At 54.6% G+C, this 14,023-nt stretch carries 17 protein-coding genes and 2 tRNA genes; 6 read left to right on the top strand and 13 right to left on the bottom strand.

Annotated features, from left to right (window positions below; translation table 11 throughout):
* Entirely contained in the window at window positions 1-366 is a 366-nt protein-coding gene (locus E3E37_RS05545) for a BlaI/MecI/CopY family transcriptional regulator (protein WP_088865241.1), read from the bottom strand.
* A gap of 141 nt (window positions 367-507) precedes the next feature.
* Between E3E37_RS05545 and E3E37_RS05540 the strand changes: the two genes are divergently transcribed.
* A tRNA-Arg gene (locus E3E37_RS05540) sits at window positions 508-585 on the top strand.
* A gap of 349 nt (window positions 586-934) precedes the next feature.
* On the opposite strand, the gene E3E37_RS05535 is transcribed toward E3E37_RS05540, so the two are convergent.
* Together E3E37_RS05535 and dph5 are read right to left on the bottom strand one after the other, a co-directional pair.
* Window positions 935-1,012: transfer RNA gene (locus tag E3E37_RS05535), tRNA-Val, on the bottom strand.
* Between the two features lie 42 nt (window positions 1,013-1,054).
* Entirely contained in the window at window positions 1,055-1,849 is a 795-nt protein-coding gene (gene dph5, locus E3E37_RS05530) for a diphthine synthase (protein WP_167716304.1), read from the bottom strand.
* A 103-nt stretch (window positions 1,850-1,952) separates the two neighbouring features.
* Here dph5 and E3E37_RS05525 point away from each other — a divergent pair, with 103 nt between their 5' ends.
* Complete coding sequence (locus E3E37_RS05525) at window positions 1,953-2,684, top strand: helix-turn-helix domain-containing protein (RefSeq protein WP_088865239.1); 732 nt, start codon at window positions 1,953-1,955, stop codon at window positions 2,682-2,684.
* A 2-nt stretch (window positions 2,685-2,686) separates the two neighbouring features.
* Here E3E37_RS05525 and E3E37_RS05520 read toward each other — a convergent pair whose 3' ends face one another.
* Window positions 2,687-3,472, bottom strand: coding sequence for a 4-phosphopantoate--beta-alanine ligase (locus tag E3E37_RS05520; RefSeq protein ID WP_167716302.1), 786 nt, complete (start codon window positions 3,470-3,472; stop codon window positions 2,687-2,689).
* A gap of 204 nt (window positions 3,473-3,676) precedes the next feature.
* Between E3E37_RS05520 and E3E37_RS05515 the strand changes: the two genes are divergently transcribed.
* Window positions 3,677-4,519, top strand: a complete 843-nt coding sequence (locus E3E37_RS05515; RefSeq protein WP_167715647.1) for a sulfide/dihydroorotate dehydrogenase-like FAD/NAD-binding protein — start codon at window positions 3,677-3,679, stop codon at window positions 4,517-4,519.
* Window positions 4,520-5,959 (top strand): NADPH-dependent glutamate synthase, encoded by a 1,440-nt coding sequence (gene gltA / locus E3E37_RS05510; protein WP_167715645.1) that lies wholly within the window; start codon window positions 4,520-4,522, stop codon window positions 5,957-5,959.
* A 12-nt stretch (window positions 5,960-5,971) separates the two neighbouring features.
* Here gltA and E3E37_RS05505 read toward each other — a convergent pair whose 3' ends face one another.
* Window positions 5,972-6,436 (bottom strand): hypothetical protein, encoded by a 465-nt coding sequence (locus tag E3E37_RS05505; protein WP_167715643.1) that lies wholly within the window; start codon window positions 6,434-6,436, stop codon window positions 5,972-5,974.
* 219 nt (window positions 6,437-6,655) lie between these two features.
* Window positions 6,656-7,657: a DNA repair and recombination protein RadA gene (gene radA, locus E3E37_RS05500; RefSeq protein WP_167715640.1), complete on the bottom strand. Its 1,002-nt coding sequence runs from the start codon at window positions 7,655-7,657 to the stop codon at window positions 6,656-6,658.
* Between the two features lie 129 nt (window positions 7,658-7,786).
* On the opposite strand from radA, the gene E3E37_RS05495 reads away from it, so the two are divergent.
* The gene (locus tag E3E37_RS05495) at window positions 7,787-8,686 is read left to right on the top strand and encodes an MBL fold metallo-hydrolase (RefSeq protein ID WP_167715638.1); all 900 of its coding nucleotides are present in this window, start codon (window positions 7,787-7,789) and stop codon (window positions 8,684-8,686) included.
* On the opposite strand, the gene E3E37_RS05490 is transcribed toward E3E37_RS05495, so the two are convergent.
* From E3E37_RS05490 to E3E37_RS05480, 3 genes are read right to left on the bottom strand one after another with little or no spacing between them, the layout of a single operon-like run.
* Window positions 8,678-9,469, bottom strand: a complete 792-nt coding sequence (locus tag E3E37_RS05490) for an SDR family NAD(P)-dependent oxidoreductase (RefSeq protein WP_167715636.1) — start codon at window positions 9,467-9,469, stop codon at window positions 8,678-8,680. The genes E3E37_RS05495 and E3E37_RS05490 overlap by 9 nt on opposite strands.
* Before the next feature lies 1 nt (window position 9,470).
* Window positions 9,471-10,022: a TetR/AcrR family transcriptional regulator gene (locus E3E37_RS05485; protein ID WP_167715634.1), complete on the bottom strand. Its 552-nt coding sequence runs from the start codon at window positions 10,020-10,022 to the stop codon at window positions 9,471-9,473.
* Window positions 10,012-10,506, bottom strand: coding sequence for a flavodoxin family protein (locus E3E37_RS05480; RefSeq protein ID WP_167715632.1), 495 nt, complete (start codon window positions 10,504-10,506; stop codon window positions 10,012-10,014). The genes E3E37_RS05485 and E3E37_RS05480 overlap by 11 nt, the downstream gene beginning before the upstream one ends.
* A gap of 95 nt (window positions 10,507-10,601) precedes the next feature.
* Here E3E37_RS05480 and E3E37_RS05475 point away from each other — a divergent pair, with 95 nt between their 5' ends.
* Complete coding sequence (locus E3E37_RS05475; protein ID WP_167715630.1) at window positions 10,602-11,774, top strand: nicotinate phosphoribosyltransferase; 1,173 nt, start codon at window positions 10,602-10,604, stop codon at window positions 11,772-11,774.
* Window positions 11,775-11,838: 64 nt separating this feature from the next.
* Here the strand turns inward: E3E37_RS05475 and E3E37_RS05470 are convergent, their stop codons facing one another.
* From E3E37_RS05470 to E3E37_RS05455, 4 genes are all read right to left on the bottom strand, one after another.
* Window positions 11,839-12,042 carry a ferredoxin gene (locus E3E37_RS05470; RefSeq protein ID WP_088865231.1) on the bottom strand — a complete coding sequence of 68 codons (204 nt, stop codon included), beginning with the start codon at window positions 12,040-12,042 and terminating at the stop codon, window positions 11,839-11,841.
* 160 nt (window positions 12,043-12,202) lie between these two features.
* Entirely contained in the window at window positions 12,203-12,412 is a 210-nt protein-coding gene (locus tag E3E37_RS05465; RefSeq protein WP_232460767.1) for a ferredoxin, read from the bottom strand.
* 228 nt (window positions 12,413-12,640) lie between these two features.
* Window positions 12,641-13,168 carry a metal-sulfur cluster assembly factor gene (locus tag E3E37_RS05460; RefSeq protein ID WP_167715628.1) on the bottom strand — a complete coding sequence of 176 codons (528 nt, stop codon included), beginning with the start codon at window positions 13,166-13,168 and terminating at the stop codon, window positions 12,641-12,643.
* A gap of 62 nt (window positions 13,169-13,230) precedes the next feature.
* Window positions 13,231-13,971, bottom strand: coding sequence for an ATPase (locus tag E3E37_RS05455; protein ID WP_167715626.1), 741 nt, complete (start codon window positions 13,969-13,971; stop codon window positions 13,231-13,233).
* Between the last annotated feature and the right edge of the window lie 52 nt (window positions 13,972-14,023).

Below are 14,023 nucleotides of genomic sequence, written 5' to 3'. Positions count from 1 at the left end.
TCACTTTTTAATTCTGGACAGGTACGCGTAGGTCGCCTCCTTGAAGTTCGTCATTAGTGCATCGAGGATGCTCTGAACGACCTTCTCCTCAAACTCCTCCCTGGTTGTCGTTATGGAATAGACGTATCTCATCCCGCCCCTGCCCTTCTCGACGCTCCTCTTGAGAAGGCCGCGCTCGCACAGGCGGTTCATGAGGATGCTTATGGTGGAGCGCCTTATGTCCGGATGCTTCACCTTCATGTACTCGTAGACCTGGCCTGCGGTGGCGACCTGAACCTTCCACATGTGCTCCATTATCTCGGCTTCGAGGGGTGGGAGAACAGCCTTTATACCCTCTTCGGTGAGCTTGAATTCGTGCGGTTCCATGGTTCATTCCTCCTTCTCCTATCTTAAGTAGGGTGCCCAGGATAAAAAGTTTTTGCACTTTTCGATACTCCAATGCACACTTGGGTTCATTCTCAAGAGTGATTAGGTTTTTAAATTCACTCCGGGAATACCTATGGGTGTGGGCCGGTGGCCTAGTCGGGACAGGGCGTCGGCCTCCGGAGCCGAAGGTCGCGGGTTCAAATCCCGCCCGGCCCGCCACACCGGGGAGGGGGATTACCTCCTCATAACCCCAGAGTGCCCTTGGGTTCAGGAACAATGCTCTCTGGCCTGTCCGGTGGATTGCTCCTTTTTGACTCCTTTGGGAAGTGGAACACTGCGATTGCCAATTTGAGGGCAAATCCTGTGAAAAACAAACGACTTTTGCTCTTCTCGGGCGAAGAATGTCAAAGCATGAGTTGCTGTCGGGGAGGGGCTTGGATAGAGGTTCACGTTCTTAGCGCTTCCAAAATGAATTTCCCAAATCGATAGTCCCTTCGGACCTAAATGGAGCTACGAATCAAGAGGGATTGTGTGTCCTGATCAACCTCTCGCCAGAAAGGTCGTTTTCTGGTGGGCCCGCGGGGGTTCGAACCCCGGACCTCCGCCGTGTGAGGGCGGCGTCATAACCAGGCTAGACCACGGGCCCTTCCCGGAATTAGTGGGAAGAGGGAGAAATATAAAGCTTTCGCTAAACTTTCGCCAGTATCTCCCTCGGCGCCCCCGCGAAGGCTACGAGGTACTCGGCCTCCACTATGTGTAGCCTGCCCGGAACTACCATCACGTGCGGCTGTCCCCCGAAGTCCTCATTGAGCATGTCTTTTACATAGCCGGCTTTGAGCGTGGGGTTCAGCGAACCGGCCCTGGCCAGAACCACGACGAGCGTGTCCGGGGTGAAGACGTTTTCTTTCTTCATATCCTCCACCTGGAGGAGTATTTCCATCGCCTCATTGGCCCTCATGTAGCGGTTCTGCTCGGCCTTTATGTCGAGGAAGAGCATCGTGTGCAGGCCCCTCTCGCGGTTTTCCCTTATGACGTCGTAGTGGCTCGTGGGGAACCAGTTCTTCTCCGGATAAGCCACGGTAGCGCTCTTGCCGAACTTATATATCTGGAGCCCCGTTATCGCTATAGCGGAATATATGCTCGGGGCGTGGATGACGTAGCTTTCGATTCCCAGTTCCTTGGCCCTTATGCGCAGATCCGCGTGAGTCGTTGCAACCATCGGGTCTCCGGCGGTGAGGAAGGCCACGTCCCTCTCCTTGGCCTCGCTCAGCACTATGCGCTCGAAGTGCAGCTCAACCTCCTCCCTGCTCAGTCGTCTGATAGGCTTTCCTATCAGCTCCTCGATTTTATCGAGGGTGGTCCCCGCGAGCAGTGACGTGTAGAACTCGGCAAAGACAAGGTCACACTTCCTTGCCGTCTCCAGACCCTTCAGTGTGATGTCTCTCTCGTCGTAAAGGCCAAGTCCTATGAAGTAAATCGCCATGAGCCTCACCGGGAAGCGTAGGGCGGGGAGTTTTTAAGCTTGCGGGCTATGATATTAGGCAATCGCCGAAAGGCTTATAACGATTGACGAATATTTTACCAACATGCTTGAAAAGGAGAAAGAAGCCCTAGCCAAGAGAATAGCAGGGGAAATAACCCTCTCCTCTGATCCTGGCAAAACCATGCGCAAATGGCGCGAGATCTTCGGAATCAGCCAGACCGAGCTCGCCGAATACCTCGGCGTCTCTTCTTCTGTCATAAGCGACTACGAAGGCGGCAGGAGGAAGAGCCCCGGTGCATCGACCATAAGAAAGTTCGTAGAGGCATTGCTGGAGATCGACGAACGCCGCGGGGGAAACGTCATCAAGGCCTTCAGCAAGACCATCGGCAGCGAGCTTCCGACGAGCGCGATACTGGACATCAGGGAGTTCGCGTTGCCCCTAACGATCAGGGACCTGGTCGGGGCCGTGAAAGGGGACGTAGTGGCCAACATGCACCTCATAGACAGGCGCATATACGGCTACACGGTCGTGGACAGCATAAAGGCAATCCTTGAGATGAGCAGCGAGGAGTTTCTCAAGCTCTACGGCTGGACGACGGAGCGGGCGCTGATATTCACCAAGGTCACCACCGGGAGGAGTCCGATGATAGCGGTCCGCGTTCAGGGCCTCAAGCCGGCCGTGGTGGTCCTCCACGGGGTCAAGAAGCTCGATGAGCTCGCGGTGAAGCTGGCCGAGCGCGAGAGAGTACCTCTGGTGATCTCCCACGCCTCAAGCGAGGCGGAGCTCATAACCGGTCTCAGGAGACTCGTTGAAAAAACTGAGAGGGAGCTGTGAGCTCACTCCAGGCTCTTCCTTCTCCAGATTCCTTCGCCTGCAAGCCGGGTTAGCCTATCCCTGATGTGAAGGAGCACGTCGCTCAGGGTTCTTCCGTTGTCGTACTCCTCCAGTATCGCGAGAAGCTCTTCCCTGCTGTAGTCCTTCATCTCCCTCGCCAGCTCGGTCATCCTCGGATACGCGCGGACTATGTTATCGACGATGGTTATGTCCGCCATCCTCGCCGAGCGGGAGAGCGGGTTGAGGTCAACGGTTATTACAAACTTGCCCATCCTCACGAGGGCCTCGGTCCTGTCGCCGTCCTCCAGCGGGACGACAACGACGTCGGCCTTCCATATCCCCTCCTCGTCCACCTTCCCGCGCTCGTGCTCAAGGTCCGGGATTCTCTTGGTGGGATTTATGCCGAGGAGCTCCACCTCGGGGTCGTGCTTCCTCAGCTCCTCCGCTATGGCTTTAACGCGCTCCTCCGTGCGGTAGAAGAGGTTTATCTCGAGCTTGGCGTTTAGAGCTTTTGCCAGCTCTATCGTCTCCTTTGGGACAAGGGCCGCAACGTTACCGTTGACTGAGATAACGGGATGCTTCGCCAGGAGAAGCTTCGCGACCGCGGCTCGCATGGCCCTTTCAGCCGGCTCTATGGTTTTTTCCCCTATCAGGTAGTCAAAGGCTTCACCGCGGCCGTGGGCTATCAGCCCTGCCTTTGCCGTCATTCCCTTCTCCATCCCCTCGATGATCTTCTCCCTGTAGTAGAGGCTCCAGTATCGCGGGTGGCTCTTCGGTATCTTCACCATCTGCATCACCCCTCGGGGTTACGCGCTCATACTAAAAAGGCTTCCCAAAGCATAAGAAGCTCTTCCCGGGCTTTAAAGAAGGTTGTTTCGGGCTTTTTTTGGGCGAAAAAGAGTTCTAAACCTTTGGTTCAAAAAACTGTTATAAACCCGAAGTTCAGAACTAAAGGTGAACAAAACTGTTCATTTGCACAGGAGGTTTCATCCATGTACCGAATTACCGCAAAGGAAGAACTCGACGTTAGGGATTTCTTCATGGAGGTCGAGGCACCGCACGTGGCAAGAGCCTGGAAGCCCGGCCAGTTTGTGGTTTTGCTGATACACAAAAAGGGTGAAAGGATTCCAATGTCCATCTACTATGCCGACAGGGAGACCGGAAGGATAGGCATGTTCATCAGGAGGCACGGGAAGACCACCTTCGACCTCTGGGACAACTTCGACGTTGGAGACTCCCTCTACGCCGTTGCAGGACCTCTCGGAACGCCGATCGAGGTCAAGCACTACGGAAACGTCGTCTTCGTCTCCGACGCAGTCTGCGGCCAAGCGGAGAACTACGCCACGCTCAAGGCCATGAAGGAGGCGGGCAACTACACAATCTCCATCCAGACCTTCGAGGACAAAGCCCACTCCTACCCGGAGAAGTTTCTGGCGAAGCCCGTCGCGGACGAGCACTACCTCACCACAGAGGACGGCTCGCGCGGAATCAAGGGGCACTACCTGGACGTTCTGAAGGAGCTCATCGAGAAGGATAAGGTGGACATAGTCTTCGGCGGAGGGAAGCTGGGGTCGCTCAAGAAGCTGGCTGAGCTTACGAAGGAGTACGGAATCCCAACAATCGTCACGGTAAGGCAGATAATGGTGGACGGAACCGGTATGTGCGGTTCCTGCAGGATACTCTACGACGGCGAGATAAAGTTCGCCTGCCGTGATGGCCCGATGTTTGACGCCCATAAAGTGGACTGGGACGACGTCATAAGGCGCGACTCCCGCTTCGTTCGCGAGCAGGAGATTGCAAAGAAGCACTACCTTGAGTCCAAGGGGGTGGTCTGAATGGCCGTAAAGCCCAAGCTCATCAAGGAGCGCGTTCCGACGCCGGAGAGGCCCGTTGAGGAGCGCATTAAGAGTTTCGTCGAGGTCAACCTCGGCTACGACTTCGCCTCGGCGGTTAAGGAGGCGGAACGCTGCATACAATGTCCACCTGAGTATGCCCCATGTATTAAGGGCTGTCCCGTTCACATCAACATCCCGGGCTTCCTGAAGGCCCTCCGCGAGAACGCGGACAATCCGGACGAGGCCGTCAAGAACGCCCTGCGCATTATATGGAACGACAACACCCTGCCGGCCGTTACCGGAAGGGTCTGTCCGCAGGAAGATCAGTGTGAGGCCCCGTGTGTCATGGGAAAAGTGGGGGACCCCATAAACATCGGCAAGCTTGAGCGCTTCGTGGCCGACTACGCGAGGGAGAAGGGAATCGACCAAGAACTTCTCGGGGAGTTCATAGCCGAAACTGACGGAAAAGGAAAGGTTGCCGTCGTCGGCGCCGGGCCGGCTGGACTCACCTGCGCCCTCGAACTTGCAAAGCTGGGCTATAAAGTAACTATCTTCGAGGCTCTCCACGAGGCCGGTGGGGTTCTCATGTACGGCATCCCCGAGTTCAGGCTGCCGAAGGACATCCTCAAGACGGAGCTTGACAAGCTGGAGAAGCTCGGCGTTGAGGTCAAGACCAACTACATCGTTGGCAAGACTGTGACTATTGAAGAGCTCCTCCAGGAGTACGACGCCGTCTTCATCGGCACCGGAGCTGGAACACCCAAGCTTCTGAACATACCGGGCATCCTTCTCGACAGGATATACAGTGCCAACGAGTTCCTGACGAGGGTAAACCTCATGAAGGCTTACCTCTTCCCCGAGTACGACACGCCAATAGCCGTCGGAAAGAAGGTCATAGTGATAGGCGCCGGAAACACGGCAATGGACGCGGCGCGCTCCGCGCTCAGGCTTGGGGCTGAAGTTACCATCGCCTACCGCCGCGGAAGGGAGGACATGACCGCGAGGATAGAGGAGATAGCGCACGCCGAAGAGGAGGGAGTTAAGTTTGAGTTCTTCCTCACACCGGTCGAGTTCATCGGCGACGAGAACGGTAAGGTAAAGGCGGTCAAGTTCATGAAGATGCGCCCGCTGGAGGAGCGCGACAGTCGCGGAAAGAGAAAGATAGAGCCAACCGGTGAGTACGTTACCCTTGAGGCCGACACCGTCATCATAGCCATCGGCCTTGAGCCGAACAGGATACTCGTTGAGGCCAGCGGATTTGAAGCCAACCCGGACGGAACGCTCGTTGTGGACGAGAACCTCATGACGAGCATTCCGGGAGTCTTCGCTGGCGGTGACGCGATAAGGGGCGAAGCAACGGTTATCCTCGCCATGGGCGACGGAAAGAAGGCCGCGAAGGCGATAGACGAGTACATAAGGTCCAGAAGGGCTAACGCGTGATTTCTTTCTTTTTCACCACTGTCTTTTTCTGTCGCCGAAGAAGAACTTCATGAATCCCGAGAAGTCCTCGCCGCGGAAGGCCGCGTAGAGTTCCTGAGTTTCCTCCGGCGTTAGCCACTCTATCCTCTCGGGGATTCCCTCCTCGAAGAGGTAAAGTATCTCATCACCCTTTCTGGCCACGTCAAGGGTGTAGATTTTCTTTCCGTGCTTTTTGGCCATCTCAATCTCCCTGACGACGAGGGAGGTGAACTTCCCGACTATCGCTATGGCCACGAATATCTCGGCATCTGGAATCATGTGGTCGGTTGTCCTGAGACCGTAGTCGGAGGGAACCACGAAGTTATTGGAGCCGAGCTTTTCCTCGAGTAGCTCAATGATTGCCCTCTCGGTGTGGGTGTGGTAGAGTATCGTGGGCTCGCTCAGGTAGACGAGCGGCCCGTATTTTTCCTTTTTCTTTCGTCTGAAAAATCCAAACATGAGACCACCTCAGGTGGGGATAATGTCCTCATCGTCTCCTCGGGAGGGATGACACTCATCACTGGTGGCTTTCCAATCTGCATTCCCAAACCTGTTTTTCGGCTAACGGGCATTTGCAGTGGAGTTGTATCATCGGTTAAATGGGTCCTGCTACTCCACTCCTCTAGAAGTGGTGGAAAAAGAGGTTAATAAGCTTTCCTCAAATCTTGGAAGCACGTATTAATCCTCGATACCTCTTTCGGTTATCCTGAACATCGCCTCTTTTTCGGGTAAGTGGGGCGACTTTATCAAACGAGCCACCACCCTGTTTGAGTTTCCACTCCCCTTTTTACGCAGATACAGTCTAAACGTCGAGGTCGCTTCAAGGAGATGGCCACCCCACGGCCGCCCCATTGAGGCATCGTTGGTAATCAGCACCGCCACCCTATAAAGTTCTGAGATACGATGAAGGTTCGATAAATGCTCCGCCAGCCGCTGCTGTCTTTCGGCTAGGACTCTTCTGCCCACGTACTCCCTCCGAAAGTGCGCTGGGATTGAATCAACGACCAATAACCTAACAGGTCTATCTGATTTGACATTCTCACGGATCAAGTCCTCTGCCCTCTCAATAAGAAGCAACTGATGGTTACTGTTGAAAGCCCTGCCGATGTAGATATGCCCAAGAACTTCCTCCTGGTCAAGGCCACGGTTTTCTGCAATCTGTCGTATACGGTGTGGATTAAAGGCGTTCTCGGTGTCGATCCATATGACCGAACCGCGAAGACCCCCTTCGTCCTTGGGGAGCTGGACCATCACCGCAAGAGCGTGGGCAAGTTGGGTCCGACCACTTCTGCGCTCGCCAAAAACCTCAGTTATTGATTCCGTCCATATTCCACCACCAAGAATCGAATCCAAACTATTGCTGCCTGTTGAGATTTTGTCAACCGATTGGAGCTTCTTTATATATTCCTCAGCGCTTATAAACACATCAACGGAGGCAATTTTTCTGGCGGCCCGGATTATCCTGAGCGCTGTACCTTCACTTATTCCCGCAATCTCCTTGAGTTCCACCGGAGAAGCAACGGCTATGGCCTCGATGCTATCGTAGCCTGCCTCACGAAGCTTTTGGGCAGTAACAGAGTCTATCCCAAGCAGCTCGTCAATACCGTTTCTTTGGTCTGTCTCCATCATATCCGGCACCTCCTTTGTGCCCCCACTAAAGAGCATACCCAATTGAATCATTAAAAAATTATGCCTCCATGAAATAGTATTACTTAAGCTACGGACTTTTGATCAATGAAAACCATTGCATCGTAATGGGAACACTAGAATTTTATGCCTAAAAACTGTATCATGACATCGGTGAGTATGATGCGCATCATTCCACTCGCCTCAGAGAGCCTCGGCGTGAGGAGCCTGGCAACGTTCGTGGAAGCCGGTGGAATAAAGTTCCTCATCGACCCAGGTGTCGCCCTCGGGCCGAAGCGCTACGGCCTTCCACCAGCAAGGGCCGAAATTGAGGCCCTTCACCGGATGAGAAGAAAGCTCCAGGGCTACGCAAGAAGGGCCGACGTGGTCACGATTTCCCACTACCACTACGACCACCACACCCCCTTCTTTGAGGGCCTTTACGAGAGCTCAAGCGAGGAGTACGCCAGAGAAATCTATGCTGGAAAGCTCCTTTTCATAAAGCACCCACGGGAAAACATAAACTTCAGCCAGAAAAAGAGGGCTTGGGTCTTCCTCAAAAACGCCGAACCAATAGTGAAGAAGATAGAATTCGCGGATGGAAGGAGTTTCGACCTCGGCGGGGTTAGGCTTGAGTTCTCACCGGCGGTTCCCCACGGGAGCGAGGGCTCAAGGCTCGGCTTCGTTGTGATGACGCTCATAGATGACGGAACGAGGTTCATTCACGCGAGCGATATTCAGCTCCTCAACAGAAAAGCGGTGGAGTGGATAATCGAGAAGGTCCCGGACCTGCTCATAACCGGCGGCCCGCCAACATACCTCGGTAAGCGCGCTGAGGGGAGCTGGGAGACGGGCATTAAAAACCTCAACGAGATAATCCGAGAAACGGGGGCGGAGATAATCCTCGACCATCACATAGTGAGGGACAAAAACTACCCGCGCTTCTTCGACGAGCTGGAGGAGAGGCCCAAGACCTTCGCCGCCTACCTGAAGGTCGAGGACAGGCCGCTAGAAGCCTACAGGAGGGAGCTTCACAAAAGGGAAGGGGGCGAAAAGGTGGAACTGCCCTTCAGGCTAAGTTGACAGGAATCCCCCGTCCACGGGGATCACGGCTCCGTTGATATAGCTGGCAAGGTCGCTCGCGAGGAAGAGCATCACCCTCGCCACCTCGTCCGGCTGGCCGAAGCGGCCCATCGGAAGGCGCGCGTTGAAGTTGAAGGATATGCCTATCTTCTCCATGTCGAACTTCATTATCGCCTCCTTCTTGAGCCTCTTCACGCCCTCGGTCTCTATTCCGCCGGGGACTATAACATTTGCCCTGATTTTCTTCCCGTAGTCCCTCGCTATCGCCCTCGTCAGCGCAACGACGCCGAGCTTGGCTGCGTCGTAGTGGGCAAGGCCCTTCGCGAAGGGCAGGAAAGCCTCTATCGAGCTGACGTTGATGATGACGCCGCCTTTATCCTTTCGCGCCCTGACGAAGTGCTGGCACATCCAGAAGACGGAGTGGAGGTTTATCTCCATGACCTTTTTGTAGAAGCCCTCATCGACCTCCGTGAAGTCTCTGAACCAGTATACGCCGGCGTTGTTGACGAGTATGTCCGGCTCGCTGCCCTCTAATTCCTTCCAAAGCGCGTCTATCTCGATTTTCCTGGAGAGGTCAACGCGGTGGGTGTTAACGCTCACCCCGAACTCCTCGGCGAGGGCCTTCGTCTCCTCCAGCCCGGACTCGTTGAGATCCACGAGTTCTAAATCCGCCCCGGCCTCTGCAAATCTAATCGCCGCCGCGCGGCCTATTCCAGATGCCGCGCCCGTTATCAGGGCCCGCCTCCCCTTCAGGGAGACGAGTTCGTTTAGGGGTTTGTCCATCTCATTCCCCCCTCAGCATTCTCACAACTTCTTCTTTCATGTCCTCCACGGAAAAGAGCCCTCCCCCGGAAAGGAGGTGGTGAAGGGCCAGACCGTCCACCACGGCGCCCAATAATACCGCCTTTCTCATCGGCTGGTCAACGCCGGATTCCATTAGGATAGTTGCCACGGGGTTCAGGTATCTGCGGTAGAACTCGTTCCACTCGGCACCTCTATCCAGTCTCAGGCTTTCCTCGTAGAGTTCGAGGAAGAAGCGGGAGAGCTTGGGGCTGTCCGTTATCATCTCGAAGGCAGCATCCACCAGAGTTTCAAGCTTCTCCTGACTGGAGAGCCCCTCCAGCCTTGTTGTGAGACTCTCCAGCCATTCGTCGAGAAGAGTGAACAGAACCGCCTTTGCAAGCTCGTACTTGCTCGAGAAGTGGTGGAAAAGGCCGCCCTTTGAGACGCCAGCTTTTCTGGCTATCTCATCCATCGAGACCTCGTGGTATGACTTTTCCTTGAACAGTTCAAACGCCGCCTGAATAATTTTCTCCCTCGTTTTCTCACCCTTCATTCTCTCCACCTCCAGGATGCTCGATTTCTTCCAGCACATTTTCCCTCTCATAGGCCTCAAGGACGCGTTTTATCCATTCTTGGGCCTCCCTTAGGGTTTCGGGGTTTTCTTTTAGTATCCAGCCGTCGAAGACCTTGCGGGCGATTATCCTGCCCTTGATGGGTTCAGCTATCAGGCGCATGTAGCGCCTCTCCGTGTAAGCCTTTCCGAGCCTTCCAAACTTGTCGGCTATGCAGAGTATGAAGACGGCAACGTTCTTTCCTTTCAACCCGTCCTTCGAGAGGATGAAGTTTTTGACGCTCGGAAGCGGACGCTCGTAGTATATCGGCGCCCCGACGATTACGAGGCTGCAGTCTTCTATATCCGGATTTTCCGTGGCTCTGAGGACCTTAACCTCCACCCTCCCCCCGATGGCGTCGGCCATGACCCTGGCGACTTTCTCGGTCGAGCCCCTCTCCGAGTCATAGATGATGCAGACCTTCATTATTTCACCTACCGACCAGTCGGTTTTTATGTGTATAAAGGTTTCGCCGGAAAGCCTTAAATCGGATAGCGAGAACTCTATTCAGGTGAAGAGAAATGAGGGATTTCTACATTGCCCACGAGGATGATATAAAAGCCGGAAAGACCACCGACGTTTACTTCATCAGGACGCGGAAGATACTCGTCGAGAAAGGCATTCACAGGAAGGTTTTGGCGGACGTCACGACCACAGGCCTGCCGAAAGGCTGGAAGTGGGGTGTTCTGGCGGGAATCGAGGAGGTTGCCAAGCTCCTTGAAGGCCTGCCGGTGAACGTCTACGCGATGAGAGAAGGCACGATATTCCACCCCTACGAGCCGGTTCTTCAGATCGAGGGCTACTACGAGGAGTTTGGAGTTTATGAGACCGCCCTGCTCGGCATGCTCAGCCAGGCGAGCGGCATAGCGACTGCGGCGCTGAGGGTGAAGATAGCGGCCAACTTCAAGCCGGTCTACTCCTTCGGCATAAGGCACATGCACCCTGCCATCGCCCCGATGATAGACCGCTCGGCCTTCATAGGCGGCTGCGACGGGGTAAGCGGCGTCCTCGGCGCGGAGATGATGGGAGAAAAGCCCGTCGGGACGATGCCACACGCGCTGATCCTCACCGTTGGCGACCAGGTCAAGGCCTGGAAGTACTTCGACGAGGTGGTTGAGCCCGAGGTTCCGAGAACGGCTCTCGTTGACACGCTGTGCGACGAGAAGTTCGAGGCCTTAATGGCGGCTGAAGCTTTGGGAGAGAGGCTCACCGCCGTCAGGCTCGACACCCCTGGCTCAAGGAGGGGCAACTTCAGGCGCATCATAGAGGAGGTTCGCTGGGAGCTCGACCTGAGGGGCTACGACTGGGTTAAAATCTTCGTGAGCGGTGGCCTGAACGAGGATAGCATAAGGGAGATAGTTGACGTAGCCGATGCCTTTGGCGTTGGCTCAGCAATAGCGAGCGCGAAACCCGTGGACTTCTCCCTTGACATAGTAGAGGTCGAAGGGAAGCCAGTAACCAAGCGCGGCAAGCTGAGCGGGAGGAAGCAGATTTACCGCTGTGAGAACGGCCACTACCACAGGGTTCCAGCGGATAAAAAGCTGGAAAAGTGCCCTGTCTGCGGGGCGAAGGTCGAGCCGCTCCTCAAACCGCTCATCGAGAACGGCGAGATCGTTGCCGAGCTTCCGAAGGCGAGGGAAATAAGAGAATACGTTCTGGAGCAGGCGGAGAAGTTCGGACTCGGTCTGGAATGACCCTCTATTCTATTTTCGAACCTTTCAGAAAAGCAATATGCAATGAAGGGAAAAAGAAGAGGCTTCAGGCCTCCTCGATGTAAATGCAGCTGACCGGGCAGGCCTCGGCGGCCTCGACAGCGCAGTTGTAGAGGTTCTCGTCCTCGATAACCTCGACGATAGGAACGCTCTTGCCCTCGTCGTTCATCTCGAAGACGTCCGGGCAGAGGCTTGCACAGATGGCATCTCCGATACAAACGTCCTGGTCAACCCTAACCTTCCAAGCCATGGAACATCACCGGTTTTAGATGAACCCCGGTGAATATAAACTTTTCGATGGTCTGGAGTGTGGAGAAATGCCCAATGAGAAATATGGGGACTCTGATGACCATTTGATTACAGGATTGCTTAAGGATGGCCGCAATCACAGGGAGAAAAGTAAATGGGATTTATTCAATCTGTTCCATGTATATGCATGCCGCGGTACATGCCTCAAGGGCTTCTTTGACGCAATCATAGAGGTCTTCCCCTATGATGTCAACCTTAGTTCTGGCCTTTCCCGTTTCTTCGTCCAGCTCGAAGACCTCTGGACAGAAGCTCACACAGACAGCATCCCCAACGCAGTACTCTTCATCTATCCAGACCCTCCACTTTGCCACGGGAATCACCTCTCTACAATTGTAAAGTTTGAAATATAAATTTTTCGCATGAATCATGATAAACAGAAAGAGTTTTCTGAACAACATAAAGCAACTTGCTGAAATTAAACAAATCTGCCGACAACTATAAACAAAAACGTTTATTCATGGAATGGGGAAACCATCAAAACGGAGAAGAAAAGCAACCGACCCCATCCTGCCGTGAAGTGGGGCTTAGGAAGGGAGGAATCAGTAAAGGCCCAACCTCTTCTTGTACTCCGGACTGATTCTGTCGGGAGTCCACGGCGGGTCAAAGGTGAGCTCTATCTCGGCGTCTCTAACCCCCGGAATCTCAAGAATCTTGTCCTCCACAGCCCGGAGAATCCACATGGTGAGCGGACAGCCAGGGGTCGTCATCGTCATCTTGACGTAGACCGTGTTGTCCGGATTTACCCTCAACTCGTAGATGAGGCCTAAGTTCACCACGTCAATGCCGATTTCAGGGTCTATGACCTCCTTGAGTTTCTCAAGTATCGTTTCCTCGCTGATTTGAACGTCCCCTTCGGGAACCTCTCTTTTCTTTGGTTGCTTGATTTCTATCGCCTTTATCCCTTCCAGTTTTCCAAGCTCGGTCTGGAGTTTTATCAGCGTGGAATCATCCACTTCCCTTGACAGCTCTATAAAGAGCGTCCCGTCTTCCCTAACTTCAACCGTTTTGACGAGGTCATCGTCTATGAGATCCTTCATCTTCGCCAAGACATCCACTTCCGTTACCATTCACATCACCGAACTCGAATTTTAGGAGACACATTTAAACCTTTTGGGCCAGAAATGAGTAACTACCTGGACAGCACGTCCAGTATCAGCGCCTCGGCCATCTCGGGCGTTAATGACCTCGCCCTCAGCTCCCGGAGGACCCGCTGTATTGCAAACCGCTTTACGCTCGGTGCCCTCCTGAAGGTCTCCCACAGGAGTGGACAGCCGAACCTGAGATCGTACTTTCCTCCAATCAGCTCGATTATCTCGGCCTTGTCGAGGGCAAGGAATGCGGGAAGGTTGAGGGTCACCAGCCCATCGGTCTCGTAGATCGATATCAGCCCCGAGCTTAGAAGGTCGCCGCTGGCGAGGATCCTTATCCCGTTCTCCCGAGAGTAGCGCTCAACGGCCTCCATCACCATCGCGTGGCATTTACCGCATATGGGAGCGCCCTTGTCCATCTGCTCGGTTATCACGTCGAGGTAGCCGGGCACGTCAACGAAAACCGCTCCCTCGGAGCTGGCCCTCTCAATCACTCTCCCGCTCATCTGGGGAAGCCTGGCCGTTACGGGCACGACGTCGAAGCCAGCCCAGCGGAGTATCCTTAGCGTCGCCGTGCTGTCGGAGCCGGCGGAGAAGGCCAGGGCTATCTTAACTCCAACGGGAGAGCGGTCGAAGTCCTTCCCGCTCAGCCGGTATTCCACCAGCGCCCTCAGCCGCAAATATGCTTTTTCTCCGATTATCAGTCTAACTCCTTCAAGGGCCTTGAGGTTGTACTCGAGGCGGTAGCGCTTGACGAAGTCGTTTCCCACGGGGCCTATCATGTTCGTTCGATTTCTAGTTCCCATTTATAAAGTGCACGGGGAGACAAAAGGG

Origin of the sequence: Thermococcus sp. ES12, assembly GCF_012027515.1 — an archaeon.
Lineage (GTDB): Archaea > Methanobacteriota_B > Thermococci > Thermococcales > Thermococcaceae > Thermococcus > Thermococcus barossii.
This window is presented reverse-complemented; position numbering and strand designations above follow the sequence as displayed.

What these genes read in the sequence shown, in the direction of transcription:
- E3E37_RS05545 (WP_088865241.1), bottom strand. Translation starts at nt 366, where the DNA reads ATGGAACCGCACGAATTCAAGCTCACCGAAGAGGGTATAAAGGCTGTT.
- dph5 (WP_167716304.1), bottom strand. Translation starts at nt 1,849, where the DNA reads ATGGCGATTTACTTCATAGGACTTGGCCTTTACGACGAGAGAGACATC.
- E3E37_RS05525 (WP_088865239.1), top strand. Translation starts at nt 1,953, where the DNA reads ATGCTTGAAAAGGAGAAAGAAGCCCTAGCCAAGAGAATAGCAGGGGAA.
- E3E37_RS05520 (WP_167716302.1), bottom strand. Translation starts at nt 3,472, where the DNA reads ATGGTGAAGATACCGAAGAGCCACCCGCGATACTGGAGCCTCTACTAC.
- E3E37_RS05515 (WP_167715647.1), top strand. Translation starts at nt 3,677, where the DNA reads ATGTACCGAATTACCGCAAAGGAAGAACTCGACGTTAGGGATTTCTTC.
- gltA (WP_167715645.1), top strand. Translation starts at nt 4,520, where the DNA reads ATGGCCGTAAAGCCCAAGCTCATCAAGGAGCGCGTTCCGACGCCGGAG.
- E3E37_RS05505 (WP_167715643.1), bottom strand. Translation starts at nt 6,436, where the DNA reads ATGTTTGGATTTTTCAGACGAAAGAAAAAGGAAAAATACGGGCCGCTC.
- radA (WP_167715640.1), bottom strand. Translation starts at nt 7,657, where the DNA reads ATGATTCAATTGGGTATGCTCTTTAGTGGGGGCACAAAGGAGGTGCCG.
- E3E37_RS05495 (WP_167715638.1), top strand. Translation starts at nt 7,787, where the DNA reads ATGCGCATCATTCCACTCGCCTCAGAGAGCCTCGGCGTGAGGAGCCTG.
- E3E37_RS05490 (WP_167715636.1), bottom strand. Translation starts at nt 9,469, where the DNA reads ATGGACAAACCCCTAAACGAACTCGTCTCCCTGAAGGGGAGGCGGGCC.
- E3E37_RS05485 (WP_167715634.1), bottom strand. Translation starts at nt 10,022, where the DNA reads ATGAAGGGTGAGAAAACGAGGGAGAAAATTATTCAGGCGGCGTTTGAA.
- E3E37_RS05480 (WP_167715632.1), bottom strand. Translation starts at nt 10,506, where the DNA reads ATGAAGGTCTGCATCATCTATGACTCGGAGAGGGGCTCGACCGAGAAA.
- E3E37_RS05475 (WP_167715630.1), top strand. Translation starts at nt 10,602, where the DNA reads ATGAGGGATTTCTACATTGCCCACGAGGATGATATAAAAGCCGGAAAG.
- E3E37_RS05470 (WP_088865231.1), bottom strand. Translation starts at nt 12,042, where the DNA reads ATGGCTTGGAAGGTTAGGGTTGACCAGGACGTTTGTATCGGAGATGCC.
- E3E37_RS05460 (WP_167715628.1), bottom strand. Translation starts at nt 13,168, where the DNA reads ATGGTAACGGAAGTGGATGTCTTGGCGAAGATGAAGGATCTCATAGAC.
- E3E37_RS05455 (WP_167715626.1), bottom strand. Translation starts at nt 13,971, where the DNA reads ATGATAGGCCCCGTGGGAAACGACTTCGTCAAGCGCTACCGCCTCGAG.